Annotated in this window: 14 protein-coding genes; 7 read left to right on the top strand and 7 right to left on the bottom strand. The window is 65.7% G+C overall.

Annotated features, from left to right (window positions below; translation table 11 throughout):
- Positions 1–279 precede the first annotated feature (279 nt).
- Together ACR65N_RS10120 and ACR65N_RS10115 are read right to left on the bottom strand one after the other, a co-directional pair.
- Positions 280–2130: an ABC transporter ATP-binding protein gene (locus tag ACR65N_RS10120; protein WP_440456901.1), complete on the bottom strand. Its 1851-nt coding sequence runs from the start codon at positions 2128–2130 to the stop codon at positions 280–282.
- Positions 2131–2226: 96 nt separating this feature from the next.
- Positions 2227–4125 carry an ABC transporter ATP-binding protein gene (locus ACR65N_RS10115; protein ID WP_440456900.1) on the bottom strand — a complete coding sequence of 633 codons (1899 nt, stop codon included), beginning with the start codon at positions 4123–4125 and terminating at the stop codon, positions 2227–2229.
- Positions 4126–4528: 403 nt separating this feature from the next.
- On the opposite strand from ACR65N_RS10115, the gene ACR65N_RS10110 reads away from it, so the two are divergent.
- Positions 4529–4999: a tRNA (cytidine(34)-2'-O)-methyltransferase gene (locus ACR65N_RS10110; protein ID WP_440456899.1), complete on the top strand. Its 471-nt coding sequence runs from the start codon at positions 4529–4531 to the stop codon at positions 4997–4999.
- Between the two features lie 17 nt (positions 5000–5016).
- On the opposite strand, the gene ACR65N_RS10105 is transcribed toward ACR65N_RS10110, so the two are convergent.
- Together ACR65N_RS10105 and ACR65N_RS10100 are read right to left on the bottom strand one after the other, a co-directional pair.
- On the bottom strand, positions 5017–5961 hold the full coding sequence (locus ACR65N_RS10105) for a flagellin N-terminal helical domain-containing protein (protein WP_440456898.1): 945 nt from the start codon (positions 5959–5961) through the stop codon (positions 5017–5019).
- Positions 5962–6107: 146 nt separating this feature from the next.
- Positions 6108–6365 carry a hypothetical protein gene (locus ACR65N_RS10100; protein ID WP_430304186.1) on the bottom strand — a complete coding sequence of 86 codons (258 nt, stop codon included), beginning with the start codon at positions 6363–6365 and terminating at the stop codon, positions 6108–6110.
- Positions 6366–6524: 159 nt separating this feature from the next.
- On the opposite strand from ACR65N_RS10100, the gene hemF reads away from it, so the two are divergent.
- The 3 genes from hemF (at position 6525) to ACR65N_RS10085 (ending at position 8132) form a co-directional block, all read left to right on the top strand.
- Entirely contained in the window at positions 6525–7439 is a 915-nt protein-coding gene (gene hemF, locus ACR65N_RS10095) for an oxygen-dependent coproporphyrinogen oxidase (protein ID WP_440456897.1), read from the top strand.
- Positions 7440–7522: 83 nt separating this feature from the next.
- On the top strand, positions 7523–7795 hold the full coding sequence (locus tag ACR65N_RS10090; protein WP_430304188.1) for a hypothetical protein: 273 nt from the start codon (positions 7523–7525) through the stop codon (positions 7793–7795).
- Between the two features lie 139 nt (positions 7796–7934).
- The gene (locus ACR65N_RS10085) at positions 7935–8132 is read left to right on the top strand and encodes a DUF1059 domain-containing protein (protein WP_440456896.1); all 198 of its coding nucleotides are present in this window, start codon (positions 7935–7937) and stop codon (positions 8130–8132) included.
- A 73-nt stretch (positions 8133–8205) separates the two neighbouring features.
- Here the strand turns inward: ACR65N_RS10085 and ACR65N_RS10080 are convergent, their stop codons facing one another.
- From ACR65N_RS10080 to ACR65N_RS10070, 3 genes are read right to left on the bottom strand one after another with little or no spacing between them, the layout of a single operon-like run.
- Complete coding sequence (locus ACR65N_RS10080) at positions 8206–9462, bottom strand: CCA tRNA nucleotidyltransferase (protein WP_440456895.1); 1257 nt, start codon at positions 9460–9462, stop codon at positions 8206–8208.
- The gene (locus tag ACR65N_RS10075; RefSeq protein ID WP_430304191.1) at positions 9459–10106 is read right to left on the bottom strand and encodes a CoA pyrophosphatase; all 648 of its coding nucleotides are present in this window, start codon (positions 10104–10106) and stop codon (positions 9459–9461) included. Before ACR65N_RS10075 ends, ACR65N_RS10080 begins: the two co-directional genes overlap by 4 nt.
- On the bottom strand, positions 10103–10738 hold the full coding sequence (locus ACR65N_RS10070) for a DUF1285 domain-containing protein (RefSeq protein WP_440456894.1): 636 nt from the start codon (positions 10736–10738) through the stop codon (positions 10103–10105). Before ACR65N_RS10070 ends, ACR65N_RS10075 begins: the two co-directional genes overlap by 4 nt.
- A 170-nt stretch (positions 10739–10908) precedes the next feature.
- Between ACR65N_RS10070 and ACR65N_RS10065 the strand changes: the two genes are divergently transcribed.
- From ACR65N_RS10065 to ACR65N_RS10055, 3 genes are read left to right on the top strand one after another with little or no spacing between them, the layout of a single operon-like run.
- Entirely contained in the window at positions 10909–11922 is a 1014-nt protein-coding gene (locus ACR65N_RS10065; RefSeq protein WP_430304194.1) for an AAA family ATPase, read from the top strand.
- Positions 11923–11965: 43 nt separating this feature from the next.
- On the top strand, positions 11966–12883 hold the full coding sequence (locus tag ACR65N_RS10060) for a DUF58 domain-containing protein (protein ID WP_440456893.1): 918 nt from the start codon (positions 11966–11968) through the stop codon (positions 12881–12883).
- A complete protein-coding gene (locus ACR65N_RS10055) occupies positions 12880–15693 on the top strand; it encodes a DUF4159 domain-containing protein (protein ID WP_440456892.1) in 2814 nt (937 codons plus the stop codon). Before ACR65N_RS10060 ends, ACR65N_RS10055 begins: the two co-directional genes overlap by 4 nt.
- Positions 15694–15702: the final 9 nt, after the last annotated feature.

Here is a 15702-nt window from a genome sequence, read left to right as displayed (position 1 = left end):
TGGACCGCATTCTCCCCGCGCAAATTTCTAAGCGCGATGCAACAATAAGTCTAGCCTCCGCAACAGCATATGGGCAGATTGTCGCGGCCCGGATACGCGGGAAAAACAGCCGTCGTCGCATGTCTGGGAAATGCCGCTACCGGCCGGCCGGTGGCTGCCCTCACCCGACACGGTTGCATCGGTCACCGGTCCGATTCTGAGTGAGGCTCCACGATCTCCCGCGGGGCCGAACAGGCCAGACCCGCTGCGCAGCATGGCTTTCGGTCGCAGAAACCCTGGTCAGACGGCGAGGAAGCCGCCCGATTGACGCAGCCACAGTTCCGAATACAGCCCGCCCGCCGCCACCAGTTCGGCATGCGTCCCCTCCTCGACGATCCGTCCCTTGTCCATGACGATCAGCCGGTCGAGCGCAGCGATGGTCGACAGCCTATGGGCGATCGCCAGCACCGTCTTTTCGGTCATCAACTCGTCGAGGTTCGACTGGATCGCTGCCTCGACCTCCGAATCGAGTGCAGAGGTCGCCTCGTCGAGCACCAGGATCGGCGCATCCTTCAGCATCACCCGGGCGATCGCCACCCGCTGCCGCTGGCCGCCCGAGAGCTTGACGCCGCGCTCGCCGACATGCGCGTCGAACCCCTTGCGGCCGCGCTGGTCCTCAAGCGCCAGGATGAATTCTTCGGCGCTTGCGCGGCGAACCGCCGTCAGCAGCTCGGCATCCGTCGCGTCCGGGCGGCCGAACAGGATGTTGTCGCGGATCGACCGGTGCAAGAGCGAGGTATCCTGGGTCACCATGCCGATCTGCGCCCGCAGCGATTCTTGTGTCACGCGAGCGATGTCCTGCCCGTCGATGAGGATGCGCCCGCTTTCCACGTCGTAGAACCGCAGCAGCAGGTTGACGAGCGTCGACTTGCCGGCGCCCGAGCGCCCGACGATGCCGACCTTCTCACCCGGCCGGATAATGAGGTTCATGCCGTCGATCACGCCCTTGCCGCGTCCATAGTGGAAGCTGACGTTTTCGAAACGGATTTCCGGCTGCCGGACCTCGAGCACCGGCGCCTGGGCGACATCGGTCAGCCCAATCGGCTGCGAGATCAGCTCGGCAGCGTTCTGCACCGTGCCGAAATTGCGCATGATGCCGTTGAACTGTGTCATCAGCCGGCCGAGCAGGAAGTTGAGGCGCAGCACGAGCGCCAGTGTGAATGCCACTGCGCCGGAACTGATGCGGCCCTCAAGCCACAGATGGATGCAGAGCGCCGCCATGCTGGTGATCATCACGCCGGACAGAAGTGCCATCGAGCCGCGCACGCCGGTGATGAAGCGGGTGAACATCAGCGTCGTCTTCTGGAAGGTGTCGAACCCTTCGCGCATGTATCGGTCGTTGGCATCGTCGCGTCCGAACAGCCGCAGCGTCTGGATATTGCTGTAGGCATCCACCATCCGGCCAGACAGCATCGAGGCGGCTTCCGCCGTTTCGCGCGAATGGATGCGGATACGCGGCACGAAATAGCGCGCCAGGAACGAGAAGATGACGACCCAGACGATGACGATCAGCGCCAGACGCCAGTCCAGCCCGCCGATCAGCGCCAGCATCGACACCGAGTAGATACCGACGAACCAGACGCTTTCCATCAGGGACGTCACGAGGTCGCCGGTCGCCTGGCCGCCGGACCAGACCTTGGTGACGATGCGGCCGGCGAAATCGTTCTGGAAGAACGACAGCGACTGGCGTGCCACGTGCTGATAGGACTGCCAGCGCACGAGGTTGTAAAAACCCGGCGTGATGACCTGCTGGTCGACCAGCGCCGTGGTCATCGTCACCACGAAGCGGACGACGGCGATCAGCACCAGCATTGCGGCAAGTTCGGCGCCGTGCGCCTGGAGCAGGCCCTGCCAGCCCGCCGCCTTGTCGACCGTGCCGAGAATATCGACCAGCCGGCCGACGAACCAGAACAGCGCCGCCTCGATCGCCGCCGTCAGGCCGCCCAGCACCAGCATCGCGAGGAACGGCGCCTTTGCCTGGCGCACATAGAACCAGATGAAGGCGAAGGTGGTCCTCGGTGGCCGCAGATCGTCCCTTCGGGCATAGGGCTGGATTCGGGCTTCGAAGTAGCGGAACAAGGCATCGATCATAAGATCGGTATAGGCCGTTTCCCCGCCGCAGCAAGGCTGCGACGGGTTAAATCTTGGCAATGGCCATGGCGCCCGGGACGGACGCGGGTTCGGGCTTTACTCGGCCGCCTCGTCGCTCTCGTCCAGGTCGCCCGGCTCGATGCGCATCTCCAGCGATTCGGGCGCGCCGTCATTGCCGAGGAAGCCGCCGGACTGGCGGTTCCACAAATCGGCATAGATACCGCCTTCGGCCACCAGTTCGACATGCGTACCCTGCTCGACGATGCGACCCTGGTCGAGCACGATCAGCCGGTCCATCTGCGTCAGGGTCGACAGCCGGTGGGCGATCGCGATGACCGTCTTGTCCTCGATCAGCTTGAACAGGCTCTCCTGGATCGCCGCCTCGACTTCCGAATCGAGCGCCGAGGTCGCCTCGTCGAGGATCAGGATCGGCGCGTCCTTGAGGAACACCCGGGCGATCGCAATCCGCTGGCGCTGGCCGCCGGACAGCTTGACGCCGCGTTCTCCGACATGCGCGTCGAGACCGGCGCGCCCCTGCAGGTCGACGAGCCCCTGGATGAACTCCCATGCGTTGGCGCGCTTCGCCGCCTCGATGATCTCCGCGTCCGTGGCCTGCGGCCGGCCGTAGGCGATGTTGTCGCGGATCGACCGGTGCAGCAGCGAGGTATCCTGCGTCACCACGCCGACGAGTTCGCGAAGGCTGTCCTGCGACACGCGCGAGATGTCCTGCCCGTCGACGAGGATGCGGCCGGCCTCGACATCGTAGAAGCGCAGGAGCAGGTTCATCAGCGTCGTCTTGCCGGCACCGGAGCGACCGACAAGACCGATCTTCTCGCCCGGCTTGATGGTCAGCGAGAAGTCGTCGATGACGCCCTTGTCCTTGCCGTAGTGGAAGCGCACGCCGTCATAGACGATCTCGCCGCGTGGCGCGGCAAGCGGCTTGGCAGCCGGCGCGTCGACGATGTCGTGGCCCTTGGTCATCATGCCCATGCCGTCATAGACGGTGCCGATGTTTTCAAAGAGCGCCGCAACCTCCCACATGATCCACTGCGACATGCCGTTGATGCGCATGGCAAGGCCGATGGCGACCGCGATTGCGCCGACCGAAACGCTTCCTTCCAGCCAGAACCAGATGCCAAGTGCCGCCACCGCGAACTGCACCAGCGCATTGTTGATGTCGACGGCGATGTTGAGAAGCGAGATCTGCCGCATCTGCCGGTGCACGGTGCCGAGGAAAGCGTCCATGCCTTCCTTGGCGTAGACTTCTTCGCGTCCCGCATGCGAGAACAGCTTCACGGTGCCGATATTCGTGTAGCTGTCGACGATCCGGCCGGTCATCATCGAGCGCGCATCCGCCTGCTCGCTCGACGACTTGCGCAGCTTCGGGATGAAGTTGCGCAGGATCAGGCCATAGATGATGATCCAGGCGACCAGCGGAACGCCGAGCCGCCAGTCCACCGAGGCGACCAGTGCCAGCATCGAGACGAAGAAGCTGATCGCATAGACGAACACGTCGATGATCTTGATCGCCGCATCGCGCACCGCAAGCGAGGTCTGCATGACCTTGGTGGAAACCCGGCCGGCGAACTCATTGGCAAAGAAGCTCATCGAGTGGCGCAGCAGGAAACGGTGCATCTGCCAGCGGGCGATCATCGGGAAATTGCCCGACAGGACCTGGTGCATGGTGACGGTGTGCATGAGGCCGGCCAGCGGCAGGCCGACCAGCAGCAGCGCCGCCATCGCCGCCAGGTGGCCGCCTTCGTTGGCGAGGAAGGTCGCGCGGTCGGCATTGCTCAGCCAGTCGACGATATTGCCGAGGAACTGGTAGAGAAACACCTCTGCGACGGCGATCGCCATCGAGCAGAAGCCGAGCAGAAGCAGCCAGGGCCAGACCGGCTTCGTGTAGTGCCAGCAGAAGGCGAACAGCCCGGTCGGCGGCAGTTTCGGCTCGCCGGCGGGATAGGGATTTACGCGTGATTCGAACCAGGCGAACATGGGGAAGTAAGCTCCGTCTGTCGGAAACGCCGCGACCGCGCTCATCGTCTCCGCTAGGTCAGATGGTCAGCATGCGGCGGATGTCAAATGGCGCGGCCGCAATCGGCCGCGAAGGAATGAGAACCAGAAACGTTGGGAAGACCGTGCGCGAGCCGCGGTGCCTAGGCCTGCAGACAATCCGGTCTGCGGCGAAGGCGCGAAAGCACCGTCATATCCATGTGCACCTCCTTCGGCTGGCGTCAAAGCGATGGCATGCCTGTACCAGCCCGCGTCGCTTTTGGCCAGCCTCGTCGTCCGGCAAGCCACCCGCCGCCCGGGCATCATCGCCGGCTGGAAGGCTTGCGCGGTAGCCAGTGCCGATGACATAGCCATGGCTTGCCGCAGTGCCCGCACAGGATAGCCCATGACCCGCTTGCGTATCGCTCTCTACCAGCCGGACATTCCCGGCAATACAGGCACGATCCTTCGGCTTGCCGCCTGCCTGGGTCTTGCGGTCGATATCATCGAGCCGGCCGGTTTCGTGCTTTCCGACAAGAACCTCAGGCGCGCCGGCATGGATTACCTGGCGAGCGTGACCATGACTCGGCACGTCAATTTCGAGCGGTTCGACGCCTGGCGACGCGGCGAAAATAGGCGTCTTGTGCTGGCCTCAACCAAGGCCGCCGGCCGCTACACCGACTTTGCCTTCCGCGACGACGACGTGCTGCTGTTCGGCCGTGAAAGTGCCGGCGTGCCGGATACCGTCCACGACGGTGCCGATGCGCGCCTGCTCATCCCGATGGTCGACGGGCAGCGTTCGATCAACGTCGCCGTTTCGGCGGCGATGATCGCCGGCGAGGCACTTCGCCAGACCGAATGGACCTCAGGCGCCTGAAGCGCCGAACTGCGGGGCTAGCGCAGCGTCTGCATTCCACGCCCCATAGAGGCATTGGCGATGTTCAGCCCGCTTGCCTGCAGCATCTGCTGGACGCCGGTTGCGGCCTGCCGTGCCGCCGCTTCGTCCAAACCGGTGTCGAGCGCGACACCTGCGGGAAGCCCCAGGCTTTGCAGAAGACCTGACGTCTGACCGATCCGGTTGCCCGCGTCATGCATCGCGTCCCTGCCGCGCTTCATGGCGATCAGCATGCTGTCGACGGCAAAGATCATCCCGCCGATCTCGGCTGGGCTGGAGGTTACAGAGAGGACGATCTCGCGCGCTCCGGCCTTGTTCGACACGACGGATCCGACATCGAGCAGATAGCGATCGAAGGCAGCGCCGGATCGGTCGATGCCGGCATACGACCGCGTCAGCAAGCCGTCGGCGGCATCGCCCTCTGCAATCAGGTTCGACAGCGCGGTGTCATGGTCGACGATCTTGATGTCGGCCGCCCCGGACGCATCCACATCAACGCCGGCGACCAACGCTATCATGCGCGGCGCCTCCGCAGGTCCCGTCTTCAGCAGATTGCGCCCGTCGAAGCTGCTCTTTGCGACGGTCGCCTGCAACTGCTGCTTCAGCCCGTTGATCCGCTCGTCGAGTGCGCCGCGGTCGGCATTTCCGGCCTTCGCCGACACCAGCGTGGCGCGGATCTCGGCCACCAGGCCGGAGGCGGCCCGCAATCCGGCAGAGGCCACGTCGACGACCGCACCGGACGCGGAGATCGCGTCATCGACGCTCGAAAGCGACAGCGCGCTTGCCGGGAAGGTGGTGGAGATCGACCAGTAGGCTTCGTCGGATCTCGTGGGTGAAGTGTCGGCGGCGGCCTGCGGCGGTGTTGTTGCCTGGAGCACTGCGAGCATCGGGCGGCCGATGTCGGTCGCGACCCGAAGCGCCATCGGGTTGAAGGAGGTAGACACGCAGGAAGCTCCGCCGTTCATGGGCTGTGACGCCGCGCCTGATGCGCGGTCGAATGCGTTCTAACCTGCTGAGCTTTGAACTTGGCTTGCAGCGGTCGCTGCAATTTTATCGATCTGAGATGTTTCCGGCAAAAGTGCTCGACGGATCAGTCGGCGGTCGGCAGGCGGCGCATGGTAAACTCGATCCGATCGCCCTCAAGCTGCCGCCAGCTCTCGACTTCGGTCCAGTAGGCGGCCTTCGGGAAACTGTCGAACCATTCCCGCGCCTTCTGCCGGGCATCCTCGCGCGTCATGCAGAAGGTCTCGCGGACAAACAGTCCCGTGCGCCCGCCCGCCTTCTCCTGGCGGTGCCGGTTTATCCTGCGCTTCAAGCCGTCGAGCGGCGGTGGTGTAAACTTCGCCATGCGCTCTACCTCTGGAATTGCAGATAGTTTTGCACAAGCGCGTTTGCGAGTCGATACTGGGGCCTTCCGGTTGGTTGCGCCACGGCGAGCGCCTGGGGTAAAGCCGCATCCGGACCATTTTCTGGCCACCGGGTCGATTCGAATGCAAGGATGAACCTCATGGAGCGACCACAGATTCCGACGGGACTGCCGGCGGACATCGAGGACAAGAAGGCGACCGCCCGCCAGTGGTTCGAAAGCTTGCGCGACCGGATCTGCGCTTCCTTCGAGGCGCTGGAGAATGAGCTTGAGGGTCCCCTGTCCGATCGCGACCCTGGCCGCTTCCGCGCCAAGGACTGGCTGCGCGACGACGGGCACGGCGGCGGCGGCCGGATGTCGATGATGGAAGGCCGGGTGTTCGAGAAGGTCGGCGTCCACACCTCGACCGTCCATGGCGAATTTTCCGAGGAATTCCGCAAGCAGATGCCCGGCGCTTCCGAGGATCCGCGCTTCTGGGCGTCGGGCATCTCGCTGATCGCCCACCCGGTCAACCCGAACGTCCCGGCCGTTCACATGAACACCCGGATGGTGGTGACCTCCGGCACGTGGTTCGGCGGCGGGGCCGACCTGACCCCGGTACTCGACAGGCGGCGCACCCAGGACGATGCCGACACGCTGCGCTTCCACGAGGCCATGCGCGATGCCTGCCATGCCCACCCAAAGGTCGCCGACTATCCGCGCTTCAAGACCTGGTGCGACGAGTATTTCTTCCTGAAGCACCGCAACGAGGCGCGCGGCGTCGGCGGAATCTTCTTCGACTGGCTCTACCCGCAGGAGGAAAAGGGTGGCTGGCAGTCGAACTTCGATTTCGTCCGCGACGTCGGCATCGCCTTCGACCAGATCTACCCGGCACTGGTGCGCGACAACTTCAACCGCGATTGGACGGAGCAGGATCGCGACGAGCAGCTGGTCCGTCGCGGGCGCTACGTCGAGTTCAATCTTCTCTACGACCGGGGCACGATTTTCGGGCTGAAGACCGGTGGCAATGTCGAGGCCATCCTGTCCTCGCTGCCACCCCTGGTCCGCTGGCCCTGACGCTGATTTGAGTTGACATATCGCACGTCAGGATCATCCTCCGACTGCTAGCCTTGATGGGATTGCACTGGAGGAATATCGTCATGGTATCCACATCGAACAGCATGCCAGCATCTCCGCAGATCGACCGGGACCGGTCGATCGGACCCTCCGAACTGATCGACCGTCTCGCGGCGGACCTGCGGGACCGCAGCGATCCGGATCTCCCGCTGTCCTTCTACGCCGGACAGATCCGCCGGCAACTTGCCCGCGAAGCCATGGCGGAGGCCAATCGCCCCGCCCATGACGGACCCCGCCAGCAACAGGCCGGCGAGGTGCATCGATCGGTGTTCCACGCCTGGGCTCTGTCGGAGTGAAGGCTCTGCTGCGCCGGTAGAACGGGAGGTCGACCGGCGCGGACTTGACGGCATTGGAACGCCGGAAGCTGCCATCCGTTGAACGTGACGAGCGGCGCGTGGAGGACGCGCCGCGACAAACGAACCACGGAGGCATGCAATGAGACGCTTCGAATGCGGAAGCCTGGTGCCGGGCTGCGACTGGCACACGCGGGCAAACGAGGACGCCGAAATCGTCCGCCGCGCAGTCGACCATCTGCGCACGGCGCATGGCGAAGACATCATCCGCGAAACGATGGTCGACAACATCAAGGCCCGAATCAGCGACGATGACGATGTGGTCAGGACCCAGGCCTGAGCCTGAGGTCTGTTGTCCGCACCGCATCGCGTACCCACACCCGCCGCAGACACGGCGGGTGACATGATGTCGCTCAGCCGGCCGCCATCTCCCGGAGCCGGGCAAGCAGCGCCTCCCGGTCGAGGGCAAAGTTCCGGTCCAGCCAGACAGTCTCCAGCGCCGACAGCAATTGCCCGATCCGCGGCCCCGGCTCGACGCCGAGCGCCGTCACATCGGCGCCGCTGAGCGGGAAGCGCGGCTTTTCGAACCGCTCGGCCCGCGCCAGCAACGTCGAAAGCCTGGCGGCGCGCAGCATCGCCGCATCGTCGTTGACTGCCGCAGCCCGGGCGCTCGACAGGGCGAGCTTGAGGCGCATCAACAGCCCTGGTTTGCCGTGGACATAGAGCATCCGGTCGAGCGCAGTCTCGGCGGTTTCGGCGCTTGGCACCGGGGCCGTCGCCCAGGCGGCAATCCGCTCGGCCTGCGCGTTCGACAGCCGCAGGCGTTTTGCCATGGCCGCCAGCCGTTCGGCATCGGGCGGCAGCATGGCAGCAAGCCGCAGCAGCGGATCCGGCTGCCAGCCCAGCGCCTGTTCGGTGGGGATCAGGCCGTGCACGGCATCGATGCCCCATTTCTCGGTTTCCGGCAGGATGGCGGTCAGCACACCCGTGGTGCGCATCCAGAGCAGCGACCGCGACGGATCGACAGCCGACAGCAGTTTCTTCATCTCCGACCAGACACGCTCGGCAGACAGACCGGAAAGCTTGTCCTTGGCTCTGGCTACCGCCCGCAGACCGTCGGCATCCGGCCGCCCCGAGCCGTAGGCGGCAAAGAAGCGGAAGAACCGCAGCACCCGGAGATAATCTTCGGCAATCCGTGTCGAGGCATCGCCGATGAAACGCACCGTGTGCGTCTCGATGTCCTTCAGGCCGTCGACAAAATCGACGACCGAGCCATCCTGCCTCGCGTACAGCGCGTTGATGGTGAAGTCGCGCCGCTCGGCATCGGCCTGCCAGTCCGTGCCGAAGGCGACCTGCGCATGCCGGCCGTCGGTTTCAACGTCGCGGCGCAACGTCGTCACCTCAAAGCCGCGCCCGTCGATGACCAGCGTGACGGTGCCGTGGTCGATGCCGGTCGGCACCGCCTTGATGCCGGCGACCTTCGCCCGTTCGACGACGACCTGCGGCAGGTTGGTCGTGGCGAAATCGACATCGGAAATCGGCAGGCCCATCAGCGCGTTTCGCACAGCGCCGCCGACGATGCGGCCCTCGCCGCCATCGGCGTTGAGCAGAGAGAATACCCGCTGGACGGCGGGATCGGCGAGCCAGGTCTCACTTGCGAGGCTGGTCATGCGTAAAGCCTTTCGTAAAGCGTGCGGACGATGCCCGCGGTAATGCCCCAGATGTTCCAGTCGCCGTAGGGCATCTGGTAGAAACGCCGCACCATGCCCTGCCATTCCCGGCTTCCCTCGACATGGTTGTCGGGATCCATGAGGAAGGCGAGCGGCACCTCGAACACGGCATCGACTTCCGTCGGATTGAGGCTCAGCTCAAAACCGCGCTGCACCACCGAGAGCACCGGGGTGATGCGAAAGCCGCTGGCCGCGAGATAATCCGGCAACCGCCCGACCGGCTCGACGAAGCGTCGGTCGAGCCCGATCTCCTCTTCCGCCTCGCGCAGCGCCGCAATCTCGGCCGCCCCATCCTCGGGATCGATGGCACCGCCTGGAAAGGCGATCTGGCCCGAATGCTTGCGCAGTCCGGAGGTCCGTTGGGTGAGGATCACCTTGGCCCCGTCCGGATCGTCGATCACCGGCACCAGCACCGCGGCATCCTTCAGCGACAGGCGCTCGACCTCTGCCAGCATCTCCGGATTGAGGAGATGGTCGCCATGGTCGCGCCATGCATCGACAACCGGCGCGCCACGCTGGCGGCCGGCGCGCCGGCGGAATTCGTCCGCCGAAAAGAAGTTCGGGTTGAGCAGCGCCTGCGTCATGGCGACGGATCATCCGACTGGGCGGCGAGCTCCGCGGCCGGCATCACCGGAAACACCAGGCCCGCCGACCTCAGCGCAAACATCTCGACGCCGTCGACGTCGATCACCTCTCCTTGCCCGACCAACTCGTACATCACCGACCGCGAGACCAGGGCCTCCAGCCGGCCGCGCACCAGCAGGTACGGCTTCAGCTGACGCTTGTCGCCTTCGACGACGAAACGCAGCGGATGCGCCTCATCGGCCTCGACCAGATCGCCGACATTGGTGCGGAAGGTCAGGACCGGTGCGCCGTCCCGCTCGCCGATCGTCATCTCCACCGCCAGAAACGGCGCGTCCTCGACGCGGATGCCGACCTTTTCCACAGGCGTGACGAGATAGGTCTTGCCGTCCTCGTCCTTGCGCAGAACCGTCGAGAACAGCCGCACCAGCGCCGGCCGGCCGATCGGCGTTCCCAGATAGAACCAGGTGCCGTCGGCCCTGATCTCCATGTCGAGGTCGCCGCAGAAAGGCGGATTCCACCTCTCCACCGGCGGCAGGCCAGGCTTGCCTCCGGACGTCTGTTCTGCGGCCCGCGCGATCATCGCTGCCAGACCGGCCGCATCTGCTGCAGTATTTATTGTCTCGCCCGCCATAATTTCATTCACGGTTGGTGTGTATGCGATCCATTCTCACGAGATAGTCATATAGTTCGTTCTTGTCAGCCGCTGGTGCGGGAATAAGTTCGAAAGGATGCGGCGCTCGTACCACCGATGTGATTCGCACGAACGGCAGAATGCCGGGGCAACGGCTGATGGAGACCGACATGGGCGTGATGACTTCCACCGAAACTCCGCTCGATGACAAGGCGATCGTCGCCGCTGCCGAACATGCACTGTCCGATATCGCAGCGATCCGCGCCGAGGTGGGCAAGGTCATCTTCGGCCAGGAACAGGTGGTCGAGAACACCCTGATTGCCGTCCTTTCCGGTGGCCACGCGCTGCTGGTCGGTGTCCCGGGCCTTGCCAAGACGAAGCTGGTGACGACGCTCGGCACGGTTCTCGGGCTCGACGCCAACCGCATCCAATTCACCCCCGACCTGATGCCGTCCGACATTCTCGGCACCGAGGTGATGGATCAGGACGAGAATGGTCGCCGGTCGTTCCGTTTCGTCAAGGGCCCGATCTTCGGCCAGTTGCTGATGGCAGACGAGATCAACCGCGCCTCGCCGCGCACCCAGTCGGCGCTTTTGCAGTCCATGCAGGAATACCACATCACGGTTGCCGGCCAGCGCTACGACCTGCCGGCGCCCTTCCATGTGCTGGCGACGCAGAACCCGCTGGAGCAGGAAGGCACCTATCCGCTTCCGGAAGCCCAGCTCGACCGCTTCCTCCTGCAGGTCGACGTGCTCTATCCCGAGCTCGACGCCGAACGCCAGATCCTGCTGGAAACGACCGGAACATCCGAATCCCGGCCGCGCGGTGTCATTGCCGCCCCTCGCCTGCAGGAGATCCAGAACCTGATCCGCCAGATGCCGGTGAGCGACAGCGTCGTCGACGGGATCCTGTCGCTGGTGCGCTCGGCGCGCCCGGGCAACGGCAACACGATGACCGATCGGCACGTGGCATGGGGTCCCGGTCCGCGTGCCGGCCAGGCACTGATGCTCTGCGCCCGCGCCCGCGCCCTTTATGAAGGCCGTCTCGCACCATCGCTGGACGATGTCCACGCGCTGGCCGAGCCGGTGCTCGAACATCGCATGGCGCTGACATTTGCGGCGCGCGCCGAAGGCATGTCGGTGCGCGACGTGATCCACGGTTTGGTCAAGCAGGCGCGCGGCTGAGTAAAGTCTCGGCTCGCGGCCGCAGCAGACGTTAGGAGAACGCGTGGCATCGATAGGCCAGATCGTCCCGCAGACCCCCGGCAGTGAAGTCCTTGCCCGTGCCCGGCAGCGGGCTGCACTCGTGCCCGACTGCATGGTCGAGGCGCGGCGCATCGCCAACACCGTGATCGCCGGCTGGCACGGCCGCCGCAAGCGCGGCATCGGCGAGAATTTCTGGCAGTTCCGCCCCTACAGCGATGGCGAGAGCCTTGCCAGGATCGACTGGCGGCGCTCGGCCCGCGACGACCATACCTATGTCCGTGACCGCGAATGGGAGGCCGCCCATACCGTCTGGCTATGGGCCGACATGTCGGCGTCGATGATGTACAAATCGACCTATGGTACGGTTTCCAAGGAAAGCCGGGCGCTCGTGCTGATGCTGGCGCTTGCGGAGATCCTGGCCCGATCTGGCGAGCGCATCGGGTGCCCCGGCGTCATGGAACCCGTTTCGGCCCGCAATGCCGCCGAACGGCTGGCAACCGCCATCATGCATGCGCCGACCACCGAAGGCATGCCCGACACCCGGATGATCCGCGGCGCCTCGGACATCGTGCTGATCGGCGATTTTCTCGACGATGCCGACCGCATCATGGACCGCCTGTCGCCACTCGCCCGCCGCAACCTGCGCGGCCATGTGGTCGAGGTCGCCGATCCCGCCGAAGAAACCTTCCCGTTCAGCGGCCGCACCGAATTCACCGATCCCGAGACCGGCGACAAGCTGGTCTCCGGCCGCGCCGAGACGCTGCGCGAGGATTACCAGCGTGCCTACCTGGCGCGCCGCGAGGCCCTCGGCCAGTCGCTGCGCCGCATGAGCTGGAGCTTCGTCTACAACCGCACCGACCACCTGGCATCGGAAGCCCTGGCCTCGGTGCACGGCTACCTCTCCGGCAACCCGCCGCAGGGTCTGGGAGCGCGCATATGAGTGCGTTCGCCTTCGCCAGCCCCGCCATCCTGTTTGCGCTGATCGCCCTGCCGGCGATCTGGTGGCTGCTGCGGCTGACACCGCCACGGCCGAAGACGGAAGTCTTCCCGCCGCTTGCCATTCTCGCCACCGTGCTGAAACGCCAGGAAACGCCCGCCAACAGCCCCTGGTGGCTGACGCTGCTGCGCATCCTGATGGCGGCGGCGCTGATCTTTGCGATCGCCGACCCGGTGATGAACCCGCGCACCAGTTCGCTGTCGAACGCCGGACCGCTGCTGCTCGTCGTCGACAACAGCTGGTCGACCTCCCGCGACTGGGAACGCCGAGTCGAGACGGCCGACCTGCTGATCGGCGATGCCGAACGTGCTGACGTCCCGGTCTCCGTCGTGTTCACCGCCGATGCCACCCACGACGCGGTGCCGGCGTCTGCGGCGGCAGCCCGCGAAAAGCTTGGCGCTGCACGGCCGCAGCCGCTGGTGCCGGTGCGCGCCGTGGCGGCACAGGCACTGCGAGAAGCCTTCAACGGCACCCGCCCCGGTACGGTCGCATTCCTCACCGACGGTGTGGCGACACCGGAAGACGGAGAGCTGATGGCCGACCTTGCAAGCCTATCGCCCGCAGAACTGCGCCTCGTCGAAGGCGATGGAACCGGCGCGGTGGCAATCACCGGTGCCAGCAACACCGCCACCGCAATGAATGTCACCGCGACCCGCCTTACCCGCGATGCCGCGGACACGCTGCGGTTGAACGCGCTCGACCAGCAGGGCCGGTCGTTGGCTGCGGCCGATCTGTCCTTCGCTACCGGCAGCGGCACGGCGACAGCCGAGATCGCCGCACCCTTCGAGCTGCGAAACGATTTTGCCCGCATCGCCATCGAGGGCAAGCCGACGGCCGGCGCCGTCCATCTGCTCGACGACGGCTTCAAGCGCCGGCGTGTGGCGCTGATCGCCGGCGACAGCGGCAACGACATGCAGCCGCTGCTGCTGCCGCTGTTCTACATCAGCCGCGCCCTGCAGCCCTATGCAGACCTGATCGAACCGAAGGACGCCAATCTTTCGGCGACCATCCCAGACATCCTGTCGCAGAACCCCTCGGCCATCGTCATGGCGGACGTCGGTCGCCTGCCGGCCGAGACCTACGAGCCGCTGCAGCGCTGGATCGCCCGCGGCGGCATGCTGATCCGATTCGCCGGACCCCGTCTTGCCGCAGCCCCCGCCGACGATCCGCTTGTGCCCGTCATCCTGCGCCGCGGCGAACGCTCGCTGGGCGGTGCCCTCTCCTGGGCCGAGCCGCAGCCGCTGGCCGAATTCCCGAAATTCGGGCCGTTCGCCGGCATGCCGCGCGCCGAGGGCGTGACGATCAAGCGCCAGGTGCTGGCCGAACCGACACCCGACCTTGCCGAGCGCACCTGGGCAAGCCTTGCCGACGGCACCCCGCTGGTCACCACGCGCCAGGTCGAGGCCGGCCGTATCGTGCTCTTCCATGTTTCGGCCGAAGCGACGTGGTCGGACCTGCCGCTGTCGGGCGATTTCGTCGACATGCTGCGCCGGCTGGTGCAGTTGTCGCGGGCCGCCGGGACCGACGGCAGCGTCCGGGGCGCCGAAGCTGCCGCCGCACTGCCGCCGCTCCGTCTGCTGAATGCCGACGGCGCGCTGGTGACGGACAAGGGCACCGCCAAGCCCCTGACCGTTGCGCCCGGACAGGCGGCGATTGCCAGCCTTGACAATCCGCCCGGCCTTTACGGCACGGATGACGGCTTCACGGCCGTCAACCTGCTGCCCGCCGATGCGCAGCTGCAGCCGGTTGACGTCAATGCTCCCGGCCTCACCGTTGCCCGCGAAAGCCTGATCGGGCGCGAGGCGATCTCGCTCCGGCCGGCGCTGTTCACGCTGGCGCTCGTGCTGCTGCTCCTCGATACGCTGATTGTTCTCGTGATGAATGGCGCCTTCTCGCGCCTGCCGCGCGCCGGACGCTCGACCGCCGCCATCCTTCTCGTGGCGCTCTTACCGTTCACCATGCTGGCGCCCGGCCAGGGTCAGGCCCAGGATGCAAAGCCCGGCGACGAACAGGCGCTTGAGCGGCTGGACACCACGCATCTGGCCTATGTCGTGACCGGCGAAGCCGAGGTCGACCGGTTGTCGGAACAGGGTCTGGAGGGCTTGAGCCAGTTTCTCGCATACCGCACCACTCTCGAGCCCGGCGCACCCGTCGGCCTCGACATCACCAAGGACGATCTCTCCTTCTATCCGATCATCTACTGGCCGATCTCCGCCAACGCGCCGATGCCCTCGGAAAACGCCATCTCCCGCATCGATGCCTACATGCGCAACGGCGGCACCGTGCTCTTCGACACGCGCGACCAGCTGTCGTCGCTGAACGGCAGCGGCGCCCCGAGCGCCAACGGCCAGCGGCTGCAGGAAATCCTCGCCAATATCGACATCCCGCCGCTGGAACCGACGCCTGAAGATCATGTGCTGACGCGCACCTTCTATCTGCTGTCGAGCTTCCCCGGCCGTTATTCCGGCAGCCCGCTCTGGGTGGAGGCGCGCCAGGATGCCCGCAATTCCGGCAGCGAACTGTCGTCTTCCGGTGACGGCGTGACGCCGCTGCTGATCACCGGCAACGATTTCGCCGGCGCCTGGGCGATCGACGCCAACGGTGCAGCCGTATTGCCGACCGTGCCGCCGGACGAGATGCAGCGCGAATACGCCTACCGCTCCGGGGTCAACATCATGATGTACATGCTGACCGGCAACTACAAGGCAGACCAGGTGCACGTGCCGGCACTGCTCGAACGGCTGGGCCAGTAAAGGGGCACG

This window comes from Rhizobium sp. SAFR-030 (assembly GCF_059415005.1).
This window is presented reverse-complemented; position numbering and strand designations above follow the sequence as displayed.

Bases quoted from the DNA above. Each gene is read 5' to 3' on its own strand.
- ACR65N_RS10120 (WP_440456901.1), bottom strand. From the start codon at position 2,130: ATGATCGATGCCTTGTTCCGCTACTTCGAAGCCCGAATCCAGCCCTAT.
- ACR65N_RS10115 (WP_440456900.1), bottom strand. From the start codon at position 4,125: ATGTTCGCCTGGTTCGAATCACGCGTAAATCCCTATCCCGCCGGCGAG.
- ACR65N_RS10110 (WP_440456899.1), top strand. From the start codon at position 4,529: ATGACCCGCTTGCGTATCGCTCTCTACCAGCCGGACATTCCCGGCAAT.
- ACR65N_RS10100 (WP_430304186.1), bottom strand. From the start codon at position 6,365: ATGGCGAAGTTTACACCACCGCCGCTCGACGGCTTGAAGCGCAGGATA.
- hemF (WP_440456897.1), top strand. From the start codon at position 6,525: ATGGAGCGACCACAGATTCCGACGGGACTGCCGGCGGACATCGAGGAC.
- ACR65N_RS10090 (WP_430304188.1), top strand. From the start codon at position 7,523: ATGGTATCCACATCGAACAGCATGCCAGCATCTCCGCAGATCGACCGG.
- ACR65N_RS10085 (WP_440456896.1), top strand. From the start codon at position 7,935: ATGAGACGCTTCGAATGCGGAAGCCTGGTGCCGGGCTGCGACTGGCAC.
- ACR65N_RS10080 (WP_440456895.1), bottom strand. From the start codon at position 9,462: ATGACCAGCCTCGCAAGTGAGACCTGGCTCGCCGATCCCGCCGTCCAG.
- ACR65N_RS10075 (WP_430304191.1), bottom strand. From the start codon at position 10,106: ATGACGCAGGCGCTGCTCAACCCGAACTTCTTTTCGGCGGACGAATTC.
- ACR65N_RS10070 (WP_440456894.1), bottom strand. From the start codon at position 10,738: ATGGCGGGCGAGACAATAAATACTGCAGCAGATGCGGCCGGTCTGGCA.
- ACR65N_RS10065 (WP_430304194.1), top strand. From the start codon at position 10,909: ATGGGCGTGATGACTTCCACCGAAACTCCGCTCGATGACAAGGCGATC.
- ACR65N_RS10055 (WP_440456892.1), top strand. From the start codon at position 12,880: ATGAGTGCGTTCGCCTTCGCCAGCCCCGCCATCCTGTTTGCGCTGATC.